The 16920-nt window shown below is 40.9% G+C and carries 28 protein-coding genes and 1 pseudogene; 25 read left to right on the forward strand and 4 right to left on the reverse strand.

The genetic code is table 11. From position 1 onward, the window contains the following. A pseudogene (locus AC1DPZ_RS09660) lies at positions 1 to 485 on the forward strand (LiaF transmembrane domain-containing protein); the annotation flags it as partial. Positions 486 to 602: 117 nt separating this feature from the next. Here the strand turns inward: AC1DPZ_RS09660 and AC1DPZ_RS09665 are convergent. After that, positions 603 to 881, reverse strand: coding sequence for a type II toxin-antitoxin system VapC family toxin (locus AC1DPZ_RS09665; RefSeq protein ID WP_477402770.1), 279 nt, complete (start codon positions 879 to 881; stop codon positions 603 to 605). Positions 882 to 982: 101 nt separating this feature from the next. Next, positions 983 to 1189 (reverse strand): hypothetical protein, encoded by a 207-nt coding sequence (locus AC1DPZ_RS09670; protein ID WP_477402771.1) that lies wholly within the window; start codon positions 1187 to 1189, stop codon positions 983 to 985. A 236-nt stretch (positions 1190 to 1425) separates the two neighbouring features. On the opposite strand from AC1DPZ_RS09670, the gene AC1DPZ_RS09675 reads away from it, so the two are divergent. After that, positions 1426 to 2127: a carboxypeptidase-like regulatory domain-containing protein gene (locus AC1DPZ_RS09675; protein WP_477402772.1), complete on the forward strand. Its 702-nt coding sequence runs from the start codon at positions 1426 to 1428 to the stop codon at positions 2125 to 2127. Positions 2128 to 2200: 73 nt separating this feature from the next. Here the strand turns inward: AC1DPZ_RS09675 and AC1DPZ_RS09680 are convergent, their stop codons facing one another. Together AC1DPZ_RS09680 and AC1DPZ_RS09685 are read right to left on the reverse strand one after the other, a co-directional pair. Further along, a complete protein-coding gene (locus tag AC1DPZ_RS09680; protein WP_477402773.1) occupies positions 2201 to 2824 on the reverse strand; it encodes an NUDIX hydrolase in 624 nt (207 codons plus the stop codon). 181 nt (positions 2825 to 3005) lie between these two features. Beyond that, positions 3006 to 3746: a hypothetical protein gene (locus AC1DPZ_RS09685; protein WP_477402774.1), complete on the reverse strand. Its 741-nt coding sequence runs from the start codon at positions 3744 to 3746 to the stop codon at positions 3006 to 3008. A gap of 130 nt (positions 3747 to 3876) precedes the next feature. Here AC1DPZ_RS09685 and AC1DPZ_RS09690 point away from each other — a divergent pair, with 130 nt between their 5' ends. The 23 genes from AC1DPZ_RS09690 to secY form a co-directional block, all read left to right on the forward strand. After that, positions 3877 to 5136 (forward strand): NAD(P)-binding domain-containing protein, encoded by a 1260-nt coding sequence (locus AC1DPZ_RS09690; protein ID WP_477402775.1) that lies wholly within the window; start codon positions 3877 to 3879, stop codon positions 5134 to 5136. A 153-nt stretch (positions 5137 to 5289) separates the two neighbouring features. Further along, positions 5290 to 6348 (forward strand): hypothetical protein, encoded by a 1059-nt coding sequence (locus AC1DPZ_RS09695; RefSeq protein WP_477402777.1) that lies wholly within the window; start codon positions 5290 to 5292, stop codon positions 6346 to 6348. A 376-nt stretch (positions 6349 to 6724) separates the two neighbouring features. Further along, on the forward strand, positions 6725 to 7342 hold the full coding sequence (gene rplC, locus AC1DPZ_RS09700; protein ID WP_477402778.1) for a 50S ribosomal protein L3: 618 nt from the start codon (positions 6725 to 6727) through the stop codon (positions 7340 to 7342). Position 7343: 1 nt separating this feature from the next. Continuing rightward, positions 7344 to 7976: a 50S ribosomal protein L4 gene (rplD, locus tag AC1DPZ_RS09705; RefSeq protein WP_183556568.1), complete on the forward strand. Its 633-nt coding sequence runs from the start codon at positions 7344 to 7346 to the stop codon at positions 7974 to 7976. A gap of 2 nt (positions 7977 to 7978) precedes the next feature. Continuing rightward, complete coding sequence (gene rplW, locus AC1DPZ_RS09710; protein ID WP_090643376.1) at positions 7979 to 8269, forward strand: 50S ribosomal protein L23; 291 nt, start codon at positions 7979 to 7981, stop codon at positions 8267 to 8269. Between the two features lie 8 nt (positions 8270 to 8277). Beyond that, positions 8278 to 9105, forward strand: a complete 828-nt coding sequence (gene rplB, locus AC1DPZ_RS09715) for a 50S ribosomal protein L2 (protein WP_477402779.1) — start codon at positions 8278 to 8280, stop codon at positions 9103 to 9105. After that, positions 9105 to 9371, forward strand: a complete 267-nt coding sequence (gene rpsS, locus AC1DPZ_RS09720) for a 30S ribosomal protein S19 (protein ID WP_477402780.1) — start codon at positions 9105 to 9107, stop codon at positions 9369 to 9371. Before rplB ends, rpsS begins: the two co-directional genes overlap by 1 nt. Positions 9372 to 9374: 3 nt before the next feature. Further along, positions 9375 to 9803 (forward strand): 50S ribosomal protein L22, encoded by a 429-nt coding sequence (rplV, locus tag AC1DPZ_RS09725; RefSeq protein ID WP_477402781.1) that lies wholly within the window; start codon positions 9375 to 9377, stop codon positions 9801 to 9803. 6 nt (positions 9804 to 9809) lie between these two features. After that, entirely contained in the window at positions 9810 to 10718 is a 909-nt protein-coding gene (rpsC, locus tag AC1DPZ_RS09730) for a 30S ribosomal protein S3 (protein ID WP_477402782.1), read from the forward strand. A 49-nt stretch (positions 10719 to 10767) separates the two neighbouring features. Beyond that, a complete protein-coding gene (rplP, locus tag AC1DPZ_RS09735; protein WP_295717649.1) occupies positions 10768 to 11190 on the forward strand; it encodes a 50S ribosomal protein L16 in 423 nt (140 codons plus the stop codon). A 118-nt stretch (positions 11191 to 11308) separates the two neighbouring features. Next, a complete protein-coding gene (rpmC, locus tag AC1DPZ_RS09740; RefSeq protein WP_477402783.1) occupies positions 11309 to 11518 on the forward strand; it encodes a 50S ribosomal protein L29 in 210 nt (69 codons plus the stop codon). Positions 11519 to 11538: 20 nt separating this feature from the next. Beyond that, complete coding sequence (rpsQ, locus tag AC1DPZ_RS09745; RefSeq protein ID WP_008506277.1) at positions 11539 to 11793, forward strand: 30S ribosomal protein S17; 255 nt, start codon at positions 11539 to 11541, stop codon at positions 11791 to 11793. Between the two features lies 1 nt (position 11794). Next, positions 11795 to 12163 (forward strand): 50S ribosomal protein L14, encoded by a 369-nt coding sequence (gene rplN, locus AC1DPZ_RS09750; RefSeq protein ID WP_073405786.1) that lies wholly within the window; start codon positions 11795 to 11797, stop codon positions 12161 to 12163. Positions 12164 to 12165: 2 nt separating this feature from the next. Then, positions 12166 to 12510 (forward strand): 50S ribosomal protein L24, encoded by a 345-nt coding sequence (gene rplX / locus AC1DPZ_RS09755; RefSeq protein ID WP_477402784.1) that lies wholly within the window; start codon positions 12166 to 12168, stop codon positions 12508 to 12510. Further along, positions 12510 to 13073, forward strand: a complete 564-nt coding sequence (gene rplE, locus AC1DPZ_RS09760; protein ID WP_091215970.1) for a 50S ribosomal protein L5 — start codon at positions 12510 to 12512, stop codon at positions 13071 to 13073. The genes rplX and rplE overlap by 1 nt, the downstream gene beginning before the upstream one ends. Further along, positions 13066 to 13335, forward strand: coding sequence for a 30S ribosomal protein S14 (gene rpsN / locus AC1DPZ_RS09765; RefSeq protein WP_477402785.1), 270 nt, complete (start codon positions 13066 to 13068; stop codon positions 13333 to 13335). Before rplE ends, rpsN begins: the two co-directional genes overlap by 8 nt. A gap of 153 nt (positions 13336 to 13488) precedes the next feature. Further along, on the forward strand, positions 13489 to 13887 hold the full coding sequence (rpsH, locus tag AC1DPZ_RS09770) for a 30S ribosomal protein S8 (protein WP_477402786.1): 399 nt from the start codon (positions 13489 to 13491) through the stop codon (positions 13885 to 13887). Positions 13888 to 13904: 17 nt separating this feature from the next. Then, positions 13905 to 14462, forward strand: coding sequence for a 50S ribosomal protein L6 (gene rplF / locus AC1DPZ_RS09775; RefSeq protein WP_477402787.1), 558 nt, complete (start codon positions 13905 to 13907; stop codon positions 14460 to 14462). A 5-nt stretch (positions 14463 to 14467) separates the two neighbouring features. Continuing rightward, positions 14468 to 14821 (forward strand): 50S ribosomal protein L18, encoded by a 354-nt coding sequence (gene rplR / locus AC1DPZ_RS09780; RefSeq protein WP_477402788.1) that lies wholly within the window; start codon positions 14468 to 14470, stop codon positions 14819 to 14821. A gap of 12 nt (positions 14822 to 14833) precedes the next feature. Beyond that, positions 14834 to 15352 carry a 30S ribosomal protein S5 gene (gene rpsE, locus AC1DPZ_RS09785; protein WP_295717627.1) on the forward strand — a complete coding sequence of 173 codons (519 nt, stop codon included), beginning with the start codon at positions 14834 to 14836 and terminating at the stop codon, positions 15350 to 15352. Positions 15353 to 15358: 6 nt separating this feature from the next. Beyond that, positions 15359 to 15538, forward strand: a complete 180-nt coding sequence (gene rpmD, locus AC1DPZ_RS09790) for a 50S ribosomal protein L30 (protein WP_090643431.1) — start codon at positions 15359 to 15361, stop codon at positions 15536 to 15538. 4 nt (positions 15539 to 15542) lie between these two features. Continuing rightward, the gene (gene rplO / locus AC1DPZ_RS09795) at positions 15543 to 15989 is read left to right on the forward strand and encodes a 50S ribosomal protein L15 (RefSeq protein WP_477402789.1); all 447 of its coding nucleotides are present in this window, start codon (positions 15543 to 15545) and stop codon (positions 15987 to 15989) included. A gap of 7 nt (positions 15990 to 15996) precedes the next feature. After that, the coding region (gene secY / locus AC1DPZ_RS09800; protein ID WP_477402790.1) for a preprotein translocase subunit SecY at positions 15997 to 16920 on the forward strand (924 nt) is incomplete at its 3' end.

The following is a 16920-nucleotide window of genomic DNA, read 5'->3' on the forward strand; positions in this document are numbered from 1 at the left end:
AGTTTAATACCAGTAAGGACGACTCGGTTTATGTTTTGGATCTGAAGATGAAGAATAATAAGGGATGGCATTTTGATTCTGATGACAATAAATCAAACCAGGCCAACATCAAGCTTAATCCAAACCCTATCTGGGATATTTATGTGGAAACAGGCGCAACAAAATTGGATTTTGATTTAACAAAATTTAAAATTAAAAGTGTAACTTTAAAGGGTGGAGCGGCATCATTTGATGTAAAGCTGGGTGCGCCATTAGCGACCACCAATGTTGAAGTGTCTACAGGAGTTTCAGAGGTTACCATCAGTGTGCCTAAGAATGCTGCCTGCAGTATAAATGCAAACACCGGCCTGTCATCTAATGAATTTGAAGGGTTTGACAAAAAGAATAATAACACCTATGAAACAGCAGGTTTTGATGCAGCAAAAAACAAAATATATATCCACATGAGCGGCGGAATATCTGATTTTAAAGTAAACAGGTATTAACCACCCCAACCGTTACCGGGACAATACTAACATATAGCCAAATTTTACCGCCCCATGAAAATGGGGCGTTTTTTTTATATATCATTCTAATGTGTCGATGTGGTAGTATACGAGTTTTTATTTAGTACCTGTTATGGTCCAGGGATTAACGATTTTTAAGCCATGTATTTTTTTGAAATCGCCAGCATCTCTCGAAATCAATGTAAGGCCTAAAACCTTAGCGCTTGCGGCAATAATAGCATCGGGAGTTTTTATTTTATGTTTTTTTCTGATTTGAATGGTTTGATCTATCGTTTCTTCTGAAAGTGGGATGATTAAGCAGGCATCAATGAAGTTATTTAACAGAATGTCAGTGTCAGTGGTGTTTTTAAATCCTAATACCTCAATTTTGGTCATGACGGAAATTATCGGCGAATCATTTATGATATTACTTAACTAAAGCATTCCTTCTTCTGGCAGTGCTGCGCTCAAGTAATCAATAATAGCATTGCTATCAATTAAATATCCCATTCTTTACGACTTTGCTTTATATGCTCCTGAAGTTTGGCGGCATCAGCAGCTGGTAATTTACCGGCAAATTTATCAGATAGCTTTTGTTTAGGGGAGGATGTATTTTTGAGCACTTTAATCAAATGTAGCTTTTCAAGCTCTTTAAGTAAATTGTAGGCATTTTGATTAGTTACTTCTATTAGTAATGTATCCATCTTTATATTTTGTAATCAAATTTACCAAAAAATAATCCAATACGCTAAATCATATATTTATGAAAGATTCAACTTGTAATTGGCGCTTTATGATTCTATAAGCAGGTGTTTTTTATATTATTTCAATTCCCACCTTCACCCTTTTGTAATTAATCCACTACAAAAAAGTTAATTATGTTAAATTCAAAACTATTACCGCAAAAAATAGGTTTAATTTACAGCTTAAATCAATGTCTATGAAAATAACATACTATATATTGGTAGCCTCCCTTTTTATTACTGCAACTGTGAATGCCCAGGATGTGCTGAAAGGGACGGTTTATGAAAAAGGCAAAAGTGATAAGCTGGCCAACGTTTTTGTGAAAGATATTAACAACAGGCAAATCACCATAACCGATAAGAACGGTAATTTCAGCATTCGTACCCTAACAGGTCATACACTAATATTTAATTCACCGGGTTATGTATCAGATACATTATATGTAACAGATTTACGGCCAAAGCGCGTGGAGATGATATCGCAAACTATATCATTGAGGCAGGTAAACGTTACTGCTACCCGCCCGGCTTTTGATCCGCGTAAAGAATACCCTGAAGTTTATACTAAAAGCAAGGTTTCTGTAATGTCGCCATCTACCTGGTTTAGTAAAGAGGGTAAGGATGCACGGCGATTAAAAAGATATTTTCAGCACGAGGAAGAAGAGCGGCAGATAGATGAAGCCTTTAATGTTGATTATGTAAAAAGTGTAGTTCCGCTGCGCGGTGCCGAACTGGAAAACTTCATGTCGCTTTACAGGCCAACTTATGCATTTCTTAAAAATAACAACGCGCCGTCGATGACAGCCTATATCAACGAATCCTACAAAAAATACCTGGCCTTGCCGGCTAATAAGCGGGTGTTACCCAAGCTAAGTGCCGCGCCTACGAGTTTGCAGTAGTTTCAGTTTACAAATATCAGATAGTAGTTGGTAAATAAATCCGAAATTGAACATCCGAACTTCCAAATCAAAATTAATCCACTTCCGCAGTTAAATCTCCCGTAATTATCTTTTGGTACAATAGCTCAATCTGGCTTTTCAGGATCCGGTCTTCGGAAAGCTCGGGCAGACTATTGATGTCGAAATATTTCACGTCAAGCACATCAAAGCCTTTGTTGAGGGTAGTTGAAATTGCTTTGCAGTAAAATACCATCTTATAAACATAAAAAGGCTGTGGTGGGTGAGGGTGCATTTTTTTATCGAATACCGCCAATAACCTGTCGGCAACAACATCAAGCCCTGTTTCTTCCTGGAATTCTTTAACGATAACTTCCTTCGCGCTGTACCCAACATCGGCCCAGCCGCCAGGTAAACTCCATTTGCCATCGGCACTTTCTTTAGCCAGTAATATTTTGTTTTCGGCATTTAATAACAGGCCACGTACATCAACCTTAACGGTTGGGTAATCATGCGGCATCGGGAAATTGAATTTTATATCGTCGCTACCCCAGCCGGTAACATTATCCAACATCCCTATGGCAATGTGTTGTAACTCGGTATAGCGCTCAATATCGTATTCGTTTTTGGCGTACAGCAAACCTACATCGGCAACAGAACGCAGGCGTGTAATGAGGGTTAAAAGTTCGGTGTTATTCATAGAAAACTGTCTAAAAAGAAATGCTAAGTCATCTTGAACTTGTTTCAGGATCCCTCTTGCAGAGTTTACAATATGTTGGCAACCTGTCCTGTGGGGGGGCGAAACAATCTCGGCATGACGTTCTCAATTCGGGGATTATACATCTGCACATCTGAAATTTGCACATCTGCACATCAAAAACCTATCCTCTCCCTAACAATTCATCCAGCTTGTTACGCTCGGTTTGCAGTTCGCGGGCCAGTTTCTTTTCTTTTTCGTTGGCTTTAGCCTTGTAGGCTTTGTATTCTTCGTCGAGCTCATTATACAGCTTAATGCGGTACTTGGCTTCACGACTGTTTGCGCCAGACCGGACTATTACAATGGCCGCAGTAAGGCCGAAAAAGATAACCAATCCCCACATTAATAAATTATAGGAGGCTTTAGTAAATGCGATGCCTAAAAGGTTTATTTCGTCGCGTTTGGCGTTAGATTCAGAAAGGGTTTGATCCTTGGTGGTTACATCGGTTTTAAGCGTAGCAATATCCCGTGTTTGTGCAGCCAGTTTGGTTTGAGCTTCTTTAAGTCTGCGGCGTTCTGTATTTAGGGTATCCTGCAGGTTTTTCCATAAGGCAGAAACCAACGGCTGCTGGTAATGGAATAATTTGGTCAAGAGGTATCGGTACTGCCCGTTCAGGCTTTTATCCTTTGCCAGTGCCGAGTCGGCAGCGGTTTCGCGGGGCTTGGTATATTGGGGCTGATATGCACCAGCCGGTTTTGCACCGGCGGGAGCCGCATTATATTTTACCGCTGGCTTTATAACCACCGGTTTTGTTGCGGATGGCTTAGCGGCAGCTTTTTTAACAGTATCCTGGGCAAACCCCAAATGGCTGATGCCTAAAATAATTACCATTAAAACAGAGATACGGAATATAAAATGCTTCATTATGTAAAATTAGGTATCTGATGTTAACAAAACAGGATTTTAATGGTTTTAATTTGCATTATCCTGGACTTTTCGATCGCTAATGTAAGCTTTCATACGGAATTTTGCTACTCATAGTTATATTAGCGGCATGAATATAGGCATCATTGGTTTGGGCGATATGGGGCGTTTGTACGCAAAGGCTTTTGCAAAGGCGGGTTACACCGTTTGCGGCTGCGATTTACCCGAAAATCGTACTAAGCTGGAGGAGGAACTTGCGCCCTTTGGCATTACCATTATAGATAAGGCGGGTGATGTATCCCGTACCAACGACCTCATTATTTACTCCGTTGAAGCCGATAGGCTGGAGCAGGTGGTAGCAGAGTGTGGTCCGCTGACTAAGTACGGAGCCATTGTTGCCGGTCAAACGTCCGTTAAGCATCCCGAGATAGCCATATTTGAAAAATACTTGCCTGCCGATGCGCAGATCATCACATTTCATGCCATGCACGGGCCGGGCTTTGATCCAAAGGGGCAAACGCTCATCCTGATACCGCATCGTTGCCGGCCAGATGCCTACCAGCGGATGGTTGATTTGTTTACGGCTATTGGCAGCGATATTGTGGAAATTGCCGATTATCACGAGCATGATAAAATTGTAGCTGATACCCAGGCTGTAACCCACGTAGGTTTTGAGAGTATGGGGACAGCCTGGATGGCAGCCGGCTTTTTTCCATGGGAAAACGCATCTTATATAGGCGGTATTGATAATGTAAAAATCCTGACCACCCTTCGTATATTTAGTTATAAAGCGCACGTGTACGCGGGGCTTGCCATATTGAACCCTTATGCAAGGCAGCAGGTAAAGCGTTATTCCGAATCAGAATCAGAATTATTTAAGCTGATGATCAAGGAGGAGGCCCAAAATTTCAGGGAGCGGCTGTACCGTGCCCGCGATTTTGTATTTCACGAAAGCCGCAAACCCATTATGCTGAACGATGTGGTTATGAAGGAGTTTTCCCTTTCGCAAAAGCCCGAACTACAGAAACCCAACTCGCACCTGAGCATCTTAAGTATGGTGGATGCCTGGTACCACCTCGGTGTAAACCCCTATGATAACCTCATTTGCCAAACCCCACCATTTCGCCTCAGGCTGGGCATTGCCGAATACCTGTTTAAGAACGAGGAACTACTGGAAGAGTCTATTGAAACTGCTCTGTATGACAAAACCATCCGCGGCGACGATCTGGAATTTCACTCGGCAGTGAGGGAATGGTCGGCTATTATTGGTTACGGCGATATGGAAGGGTATAAAAAACACTTTAACGAGGTACAAGCCTTTTTCAGCCATAGGCTGGAAGAGGGGAAGGTGCAGAGCGCAGAGCTGATCAGAAGGTTAATGATGGAGTAGGGAGCCTGATACCTGAAATAAAAGGGTTTTCGTTTCCGGCATAATCACAAATTAAATTATTGAGTAATACCTAAGCCAAACATGCGCCAGTTTAAGACTAAGTTTAAATTAATCTTTCTGCCTTTTGTATTTATAGCATTTTGCACGCTTTTCATGTATACTTTTTTGCATTGGTTATTGATAATTAAACTTAATGCATTTGACATTTCCGAAAAATATATCAACTTTTTTATACCTGCGGGTCTTGTGTTTATCCCTCTTATCATTTGGCTGCGGCCAAGGATAAAGCTGCTTAAGCTTAATTTTACCGGCAGGGGAGACCTGGTTGCATTATTAATTATTTTAACGGGGTTAACGGTGGCCGTACCTACAATTATTGCGCAGCAATATATAGAAACAGCAACAGGGAAATTAACCCCTTTAGATAGTATCAGCGAATTGAATGTTTTGCCTGCAACAAAATATTATACTGCTAAAAAAATTTACAGCAATAAAAATATGGCGCATATAAAGGTGGTTTTTTCTGTAAGTGGGAAAAACAACAGCGATTTTAATATGACCGCCTATACTGCCGTTCCTGTTTTTGATCATATTTTTCCTGATACCACTGTAATCGTTGCTATGCGTAAAGGGGTAAATCCCAAAACATTGGTGATAATTAACAGTAAGCTAAGTTCTATGCTACAATTAAAAAAACTGCCTGCTGATTCTATAAGATTAATGCGCTATGTAAACCCGTCACTTGTTATGCCGCAATATGGTGAGGCAGGAAAGTATGGTGCATTGGCAGTGGTAACGAGGGGGTATAAGCTGAAAGAAGAGCCAAAACCAATGAAAATATTCCCCGCAGCCTGGTTGGCCGTTAAATATGTCAAAACAATCAGCAATAGCTTGCCGCTTGCAGAAAAACAATTAAACTTTAAAGTATTTGCAGCAAAATGCGATATTGATTTTAAGCATGAGCCATTGAATAAGTTTGTATACTTAAGCAAGGTATCTTATAATGCCGATGATTTGAAATATTACACTGCCGCTATAAAGTCAAGAGACGATGCTATTGATGGAAAACAAATAATACTTTTACCCATTTATGAACCATTTGCCAAGCGTAATGGTAACAAGATGGTGTGGATATTGGGATCTTTTGTTACCGGTTCGTCTGTCTTTTTATTGATCTTGCTGTGTTATCAGTTAAGAAATATAGAAAATTAGCGATCAACCTAAAATGTAGCAACCCGCCCCGGCGTGTTTAAGCTCTAAATAAACATGCTTTCTTCAATTCTGTTCATTCTTCAATTCTAAAAATCCTGGTTCAAACAAATTATGCGCCCTTGATTATCGGTAGATCACTTAGTACATGACAAAGGTGCGTGAGAGAGAAATAAATCTATCCCAATTAAACCACTTAACCCCCAATCAAATACCTCCAAACCACCTGTTAAAACACGTATATAAAATTTATAAAAAAATAACTCACTAACTATTTGATAATTACTACAAAGTTTCTATCTTTGCCGTCCCTTTCGGGGGGAATAATATGTCTTGAACGAAGCCCTACTGCTTCGATGGACACAAACAAATTAAGAAAATGTCAGGAATTATTGGTAAAAAAGTAGGAATGACCAGCATTTTCGACGAAACAGGGAAGAATATTCCTTGCACCGTAATCGAAGCTGGCCCTTGCGTGGTAACACAAGTTAAGTCTGTTGAATCAGACGGATATGCTGCTGTACAGCTGGCATATGGCGACAAAAAGGAAAAAAACACTTCTGGTCCGTTAAAAGGACACTTCCAAAAAGCCGGTACAACTCCAAAGCGTAAGCTTGTTGAATTCAAAACTTTCGAAGACGAAAAATCATTAGGTGATACTATCACTGTAGAGATTTTCGCCGCCGGAGATTTTGTTGACGTGGTTGGTACTTCAAAAGGTAAAGGATTTCAGGGTGTGGTAAAACGTCACGGTTTTGGTGGTGTGGGTATGCAAACTCACGGTCAGCATAATCGTTTACGTGCGCCGGGATCTTTGGGTGCGTCATCATGGCCATCTCGTGTATTTAAAGGCATGCGCATGGCGGGTCAAACCGGAAACGTACGCGTTAAAACACAGAATTTACAAGTTGTAAAGGTTTACGCTGAGCAGAATCTGTTGGTTGTTAAAGGTTCCATCCCCGGAGCTAAGGGTTCATTCGTAATAGTGGATAAATAAGATGGAAGTAAACGTATTAAACGTATCAGGTAAAGAAACAGGTGCCAAGGTGCAGCTTCCTGAGTCGGTATTCGGTATTGAACCAAACGATCACGCGATCTATCTTGATGTTAAGCAGTATTTAGCTAACCAGCGTCAGGGTACACACAAAGCAAAACAGCGTAACGAGATTGCAGGTTCAACCCGCAAATTATATAAACAAAAAGGTACAGGTGGTGCCCGTGCAGGTAGCGTTAAATCTCCATTATTTAATGGTGGTGGTCGCGTTTTCGGTCCGCAGCCCCGCGATTACAGCTTCAAGTTAAACAAGAAGTTAAAATCACTGGCCCGTAAATCGGCTTTATCATACAAAGCAAAGGATAACAACATTTTAGTATTGGAAGATTTTAATTTTGATAGCATCAAAACTAAAAACTACATTAAAATGGAGGCTGATCTGAATGTTACTAATGACAAAACATTATTAGTAGTAGCAGGTGCCGAAAATAACAATGTGTATTTATCAAGCAGAAACCTGAAGAAAACGAAAGTAATTTCAGTTGAGCAGCTAAACACTTATGATGTGTTAAACGCTGGTAAACTGTTATTAACTACAGGCGCTGTTAAAACTTTGGAGGAAGCATTAGCTAAGTAATTATGGAAATTTTAAAGAAACCCCTACTTACTGAAAAAGTAACTCAATTAACCGAGAAACTTAACCGTTATGCTTTCAAAGTTGATCACAGAGCAAACAAGATTCAGATTAAAGGTGCCATTGAGGCAATGTATGGTGTTAACGTTAAGGCGGTAAACACTATGAAATACGTCGGCAAACTTAAAACTCGCAATACTAAGGCAGGCGCCGTATCTGGCCGTGCTGCTACGTATAAAAAAGCGATCATTACGTTGAACGACGGGCAAACAATTGATTTTTACAGCAATATATAATTATAGAGATGGCAGTAAAGAGATTTAAACCGGTTACACCGGGTACCCGTTTCAGAGTTGATGTATCTAACTCAGATATTACAACAAACGTTCCGGAAAAGTCGTTGGTTGTTTCAGCCAACACAAGATCGGGCGGACGTAACAACAGCGGTAAAATGACTATGCGCTACATGGGTGGTGGTCATAAACAAGCATATAGGTTAATTGATTTCAAACGTAATAAATTTGATATCCCGGCAAAAGTTGCAACTATTGAGTACGATCCTAACCGTTCGGCACGTATAGCACTGTTACATTTTGTTGATGGTGAAAAACGATATATGATAGCTCCGGAAGGCTTAACAGTTGGAACGGTAGTTGTATCTGGCGAGAGTGCTACTCCAGAGGTTGGTAATACCATGCCTTTGAAAAACATCCCGTTAGGTTCTATCATTCACAACATTGAGTTAAACCCAGGCCAGGGTGGCATTATTGCCCGCAGCGCCGGTACTTACGCTCAATTATCAGCCCGTGATGGTAAATATGCCATTATTAAATTGCCTTCAGGCGAAACACGTATGATACTGTCAACTTGTTTGGCAACTATTGGTACCGTTTCAAATGGCGAAAGAGCAAACGCGGTGTTAGGTAAAGCAGGCCGCAAACGCTGGTTGGGCCGCAGGCCGCGTGTTCGTGGTGTTGCCATGAACCCGGTAGATCACCCTATGGGTGGTGGTGAGGGTAGGGCCTCAGGTGGTCATCCACGTTCACGTAAAGGTTTGTTAGCTAAAGGCTACAAAACACGTGATAAGAAAAAAGGGTCGGATCGTTATATCATTGAAAGAAGGAAAAAATAATGGCACGTTCAATTAAAAAAGGACCTTATATTGATCATAACCTGKAAAGAAAAGTTCTTACCTTGAATGAATCAAGTAAAAAATCAGTTGTAAAAACATGGTCACGTCGTTCCATGATCTCTCCTGATTTCGTTGGTCACACATTCGCAGTACACAACGGTAACAAGTTTATCCCGGTGTATGTAACAGAAAACATGGTTGGTCACAAATTGGGAGAATTTGCTCCAACCCGTACATTCCGCGGTCACGCAGAAAAGAAAAAATAAGGCATGGAAGCAACAACTAAAATCAAAAAGTCTGTACTGATCAGGCAACAAAAAGAAGCTGCAAAAGCCCTTGTAGGCGGCGCTTCAGTTGCAAAGCTACAGAACTGCCCAACTTCACCACGCAAAATGCGTTTGGTGGTTGATCTGATCCGCGGTGAAAACGTTGAGAAAGCGTTATACATATTAAAATATACTAACAAAGAAGCTGCAATTCGTGTAGAGAAACTTTTGTTATCAGCCATCAAAAACTGGGAAGCAAAAAACGAAGGCAAACGCGTTGAAGATAGCGCCTTATTTGTTAAAGAGATTTCAGTAGGTGGTGGCCGTCAGCTTAAAAGATTGCGCCCTGCTCCGCAAGGAAGGGGATACCGCATACGCAAACGCTCAAACCATGTAACACTGATTGTGGATAGTAAAAACGATAATAATTAATTTGAAATGGGACAGAAAGCACATCCAATAGGTAACAGGTTAGGAATCATCAGAGGATGGGATTCTAATTGGTTCGGTGGCAATCACTATGCCGACAAATTAGTTGAAGACGAAAAGATCCGCAAATACCTTTCAGCTCGTATAGCTAAAGGCGGTGTATCAAAAGTGGTTATTGAGCGTACTTTAAAACGCATCACTGTAACTATTCACACTGCCCGTCCGGGTATTGTGATTGGTAAAGGTGGCGCAGAGGTTGATAAGATCAAAGAAGAGTTGAAAAAACTTACCAAAAAGGAAGTTCAGATCAACATATTCGAGATTAAACGCCCTGAGCTTGATGCACAATTAGTTGCAGAAGGTATCGCAAAACAATTAGAAGCACGTATCTCTTTCCGTCGTGCCATGAAAACTACAATTGCTTCAACCATGAGAATGGGCGCTGAAGGAATCAAGATCATGACATCAGGCAGGTTAGGCGGCGCCGAGATGGCACGTAGCGAACAATACAAAGAAGGAAGAATTCCTTTGCACACTTTCCGTGCCGATATTGACTATGCATTAGCAGAAGCATTAACTACCTATGGTAAAATAGGTGTTAAAGTATGGATCTGTAAAGGCGAAGTTTACGGCAAACGCGATTTATCACCAAACATTGGCGGTACAAGCAGCAACAGCGGTAAAGGTGGCAGACCAGATGGTGCCCCGGCTTTCGGTGGTCGTGACAACGCTCGCGGTGGCGAACGTGGTGGCGAACGCAGAAACGACAGGAAACCAGGTGGCGACCGCAGAGGTGGCCCGGGTGCAGGTGGTCAGGGTGGTCCTCGTGGTGGCGGTAGCCGTCCGGGTGGTCAAGGTGGCAGCCGTCCAGGTGGTCAAGGTGGTGGTAACCGTCCAGGCGGCCCAGGAAAGAGATAATAATTATAAGTAGAAGAAAAATATCGTAACGATATAAAAGCTTAAGAAAATGCTACAGCCAAAAAGAACGAAGTTCAGAAAGATGCAAAAAGGCAGGATGAAAGGTTTAACCACTCGTGGTGCTGAACTTTCATTCGGATCTTTCGGTGTAAAATCACTCGAAGCGGCGTGGATTACCAGCCGCCAGATCGAGGCTGCACGTATCGCTGTAACACGTTTTATGAAACGTGAAGGCCAGGTATGGATCAGGATTTTCCCTGACAAGCCTGTAACCAAAAAACCAGCAGAGGTACGTATGGGTAAAGGTAAAGGTGCTCCGGAATATTGGGTAGCGGTAGTACGCCCCGGAAGGATCATTTTTGAAGCCGAAGGAGTGCCTTTGGAAGTTGCAAAAGAAGCTTTACGCCTTGCAGCTGCCAAGCTTCCTGTACAAACAAGATTTATTGTACGTAGGGATTACGTAGAAGCATAAATTGAGGAGTTGAAGGTTGTAAGGTTGAAAATGTTGTAAAGTTGGATTGACTTTCAACAGCCAACAAAAACATTACAACGTTGAAACATTCCAACATTACAACAAATAATAAAAGAAAATGAAACACTCAGAAATTTTGGAGCTATCAACAGAAGAATTGAATGCAAAACTCGCCGAGGAAAGGGCAACCCTAACCAAATTGAAGTTTGCTCATGCAGTTTCTGCTATTGAGAATCCATCCCGTATAACAAAGGTACGCAAGGGAATTGCTCAGTTAAATACTGAATTAACACAGCGCAAAGCGGCGTCGGCTTCTGAAAAGAATTAATTTTTTAAGCATTCAGAAAAATGGAAAGAAATTTAAGAAAAACACGTACCGGCCTGGTGGTTAGCAATAAGATGGAGAAATCTATTGTTGTGGCTGTTGAGCGTAAAGTAAAACACCCTATCTACGGTAAATTCGTGAAGAAAACCACAAAATTTATGGCTCATGATGAGACCAATACTTGTGGTATAGGCGATACCGTACTGATTATGGAAACCCGCCCGCTGAGCAAGAGCAAAAACTGGAGATTAGTTCAAATTTTAGAAAGGGCTAAATAAGATGGTACAACAGGAATCAAGATTAAACGTAGCCGATAACAGTGGCGCTAAAGAAGTTTTAGTGATCCGTGTGTTAGGTGGTACCGGTAAGAGGTATGCATCTATCGGCGATAAGATAGTAGTAACCGTAAAAAGCGCTTTACCATCAGGTAACGTTAAAAAAGGTACTGTATCAAAAGCCGTAGTAGTACGCACCAAAAAAGAGATCCGCAGAAAAGATGGTTCATACATCCGTTTCGACGATAATGCAGCTGTTTTGTTAAATAACCAGGACGAGCCACGAGGTACCCGTATCTTTGGCCCGGTTGCAAGAGAACTGCGTGAGAAACAATTTATGAAAATTGTATCATTAGCACCGGAGGTATTGTAATCATGGAAAAGAAAAAACACGCACAACCAACTAAATTAAAGATCCGCAAAGGTGATTTAGTGAAAGTTATGGCCGGTGATTCAAAAGGAACACAAGGCAAAATTGTTGAAGTATTAGTTGACAAAGGCAGAGCTATTGTTGAAGGTGCCAATATGGTATCAAAACATACTAAACCTAATGCTGCTAATCCTAACGGCGGAATTGTTAAACAAGAAGCTGCTATACATATTTCAAACCTAATGCTGGTTGATCCTAAAACAGGTAATACAACCCGTGTTGGCCGTAAATTGAACGATGCCGGCAAATTAGTAAGGGTAGCAAAAAAATCAGGGGAGGAAATTAAGTAATGACTTACGTACCAAGATTAAAATCAAAATATAAGGAAGAAATTCGTACTGCACTGAAAGATAAATTTCAGTACAAAAGCGTAATGCAGGTTCCTAAACTGGAGAAAATTGCCATTAACCAGGGTGTTGGCGGTGCTACTACCGATAAGAAACTTATCGAGAACACCATCACCGAGTTAACAACCATCACCGGTCAGCAGGCCGTATCTTCAAAATCTAAAAAAGATATCTCGAACTTTAAATTGCGTAAAAATATGCCGGTAGGCGTACGTGTTACCTTGCGTGACAACACAATGTACGAGTTTTTAGATCGTTTAATCGCAGTTGCCCTGCCACGTATCCGTGATTTTAAAGGCATCAACGATAAAGGTTTTGACGGAAGAGGTAACTATACTTTAGGTATAACAGAGCAAATTATATTCCCTGAGATAAATATTGACAAAATCAATAAAATCCAAGGTATGGATATTACCTTTGTAACCTCCGCAACTAACGATGTTGAAGCATTGGAGTTGTTGAAACAATTTGGATTACCATTTAAAAATCAAAATAGCAATGGCTAAAGAAGGTGTAAAAGCACGTGAAGTAAAACGCGCTAAATTAGTTGCTAAATACGCAGAGAAAAGAGCAGCCCTTAAAGAAGCCGGCGATTATGCAGGCTTAGATAAATTACCAAAGGCTTCATCACCGGTAAAATTACACAACCGTTGTAAATTAACCGGCCGCCCTCGTGGTTATATGCGCCAGTTTGGCATTTCACGTGTAACATTTCGTGAAATGGCATTAGCAGGCAAAATACCGGGAGTAAAGAAAGCAAGCTGGTAAGCAGCAAATTAAAAATTCAAAAGTCAAAATTCAAAAAAACTGCATAGTATTTTTGAATTTTGAATTTTCATTTTTGAATTTAAAAAGAGAATTAACCGATGGCAGGTCGTCCCGGATGTTACGGGAAGGAAACCACCATCATAACACAATAAAATGAATACAGATCCAATCGCAGATTATCTTACACGAGTAAGGAATGCTATTAAAGCCAACCATAGGGTTGTTGAAATTCCTGCATCAAATCTTAAAAAGGAAATCACTAAGGTGCTTTTCGATAAAGGTTACATTGCCAATTACAAGTTTGAAGAAAATGGTCCTCAAGGCAGCATTAAAGTTGCTTTAAAATACCACCCGATAACTAAAATTTCTGCTATCCGTAGCATTACGCGCATCAGTAAACCAGGTTTGAGAAAATACGCAGGCATGGATAACTTGCCAAGAGTATTAAATGGTTTAGGTATCGCCATCCTGTCAACTTCAAAAGGCGTAATGTCTGATAAAGAAGCCCGTCAGCAAAATGTAGGTGGCGAAGTTTTATGCTACGTTTATTAATAGGAGAAAATTAAGCAATGTCAAGAGTAGGAAAAGCACCGATAGCAATGCCACAGGGAGTAACCGTTACCGTATCAGCAGATAATGTTGTTACCGTAAAAGGCCCTAAAGGCGAATTGCAGCAAGCGGTTGATAGCGATATCACCATTGCACAGGAAGACGGTCAGTTACTGGTTCAACGCCCGTCTGATCAAAAACGTCACAAAGCATTACATGGTTTATACCGTGCGCTTTTAAATAACATGGTAGTAGGTGTAACAGAAGGTTACAAAATACAGCAGGAATTAGTGGGTGTGGGTTACCGTGCTACCAATACCGGTAATACTTTAGATTTAGTGTTGGGTTACTCTCACCACTATGTATTTGAATTACCAAAAGAAATTAAAGTTACAACCACTGCTGATAAGGGTAAAAACCCAACTATCATACTTGAATCAATTGACAAACAGTTAATTGGCCAGGTAGCTGCAAAAATACGCTCGTTACGTACACCAGAGCCTTACAAAGGTAAAGGTATCAAGTTTGTGGGCGAGATATTGAGAAGAAAAGCAGGTAAATCAGCATCTAAAAAATAATCGTCATGGGAGCTAAATTATCAAGAAGAGACAGGATTAAAAAGGGTATCAGAAAACGCCTTTCAGGATCTACAGAGCGTCCTCGCCTGTCAGTATTTAGGAGCAATAAAGGTATTTACGCGCAGATCATTGACGATTTAACCGGAAAAACTATCGTATCAGCATCGTCTTTATCAAAAGACTTTATCGCAGCAGAAGGTACAAAATCTGATCAATCAGTAGCCGTAGGCAAACTGGTAGCCCAGAAAGCTATTGCAGCAGGTATTAAAGATGTGGTTTTCGACAGGAACGGTTATTTGTACCATGGTCGTGTTAAGTCACTGGCCGAAGGTGCACGTGAAGGTGGTTTAAACTTTTAATCGAAAAGAGAAATGTCAACAATCAACATAAAAAGAGTAAAAACAAGCGAGATCGAATTAAAAGACCGCTTGGTAAGCATACAGCGTGTTGCCAAAGTAACCAAAGGTGGCCGTACTTTCAGCTTCAGTGCCATTGTGGTAGTGGGTGATGAAAACGGTGTTGTAGGTTACGGTTTAGGTAAAGCAAAAGAGGTTACCGAAGCAATTGCAAAAGGTATTGATGATGCTAAAAAGAACCTGGTAAAAGTGCCTATTATTAACGGTACAGTACCTCACGAGCAAATAGGTAAATTTAGCGGTGGTTTTGTTTTTATTAAACCAGCTGCTAACGGTACCGGTGTTATTGCGGGTGGTGCAATGCGTGCAGTGTTAGAGTCTGCAGGTATCCACAACGTATTAGCAAAATCAAAAGGTTCATCAAATCCGCACAACGTGGTTAAAGCAACCGTATCTGCGCTATCACAATTACGTGATGCACATACTGTGGCACAGCAACGTGGCGTTAGTTTAGGTAAAGTATTTAACGGATAATCAGTCATGGCCAAAATCAAAATAACACAGATTAAAAGCGTGATCGACAGAAGTGAGCGCCAAAAAAAGACTATCGAAGCATTAGGCTTGCGTAAAATTAACCACAGTGTGGAAGTTGAAGCAACTGCGGCTATAATTGGTATGGTTAGAAAAGTTAATCACCTGGTAGCGGTAGAAAATATTTAATATCATGAATTTAAGTAATTTAAAACCTGCAGAAGGTTCTACTAAAAATAGAAAGAGAATTGGCCGTGGTACAGGTTCTGGCCGTGGCGGTACGTCAACCCGTGGCCACAAAGGCGCCGGTTCACGTTCAGGTACAAGCACTAAGGTAGGTTTTGAAGGCGGTCAGATGCCTTTGCAACGCCGGGTGCCTAAGGTTGGTTTCAAAAACCCTAACCGTGTTGAGTATACAGGTGTTAACCTTGATGTACTGCAAGAATTAGTTGAGAAATATACACTTGCAAAAGTTGATTTCGCTACTTTGAAAGAACACGGATTAGTATCTCGTAATGACCTGGTTAAGATCCTTGGTCGTGGCGAGTTGAAAGCCAAATTAGAAGTTGAAGCACATGCATTTACTGCTTCGGCTCAAAAAGCTATTGAAGCAGCTGGTGGTACCATAGTTAAGCTATAATTTTAGGATGAAGAAATTTTTCACCACATTATCCAATATCTGGAAAATCGAAGATCTGAGAGTGCGTATTATAAACACACTCTTATTTCTTTTAATATATCGCGTCGGTTCATTCGTGGTTCTGCCCGGGGTTAATCCTGCGTCTGCAATGTCAAACCAAAAGGCAGAAGGATTAGTAGGATTGCTGAATATGTTTGCAGGAGGGTCGTTTTCACGTACCTCTATTTTTGCATTGGGTGTAATGCCATATATCTCGGCTTCAATTGTGGTGCAATTATTAGGTATCGCCGTGCCTTACTTTACCAAATTGCAAAAGGAAGGCGAAAGCGGACGTAACAAACTAAACCAGTGGACTCGTTACCTAACTATAGGTATCACGTTTTTACAGGCTATAGGTTATCTTAAATCACAGGTTGGCGCTGATGCCATGCTGATCAACAATCCATTGTTTACTGTACTTAATACGTTTGTTTTAACCGCAGGCACCTTATTTGTAATGTGGCTGGGCGAGAAAATTACGGATAAAGGTATTGGTAATGGTATATCACTCATCATCATGGTTGGTATTATCGCCCAATTGCCAGGCGCTTTCTTAACAGAGTTCACTTCACGTACCACAGGTACGGGTGGTTTGGTAACTTTCATTGTTGAGATTGTAGCGCTTATTGGTGTGGTAATGTTCACGATAATGATAGTGCAGGGTACCAGGAAAATTGCGGTGCAGTATGCTAAACGTATTGTTGGTAACAAACAATACGGCGGGGTACGTCAGTACATACCTTTAAAGGTAAATGCTGCCGGCGTAATGCCTATCATATTTGCCCAGGCTTTAATGTTTATACCACAAACGGTACAACAGTTTAYGCCAAGCATTTCATCAAATGGTATTTTAATTGCGTTATCAAACTATAATTCATGGCAGCACAATTTG

Source organism: Mucilaginibacter sp. P4_G9, assembly GCF_056400985.1.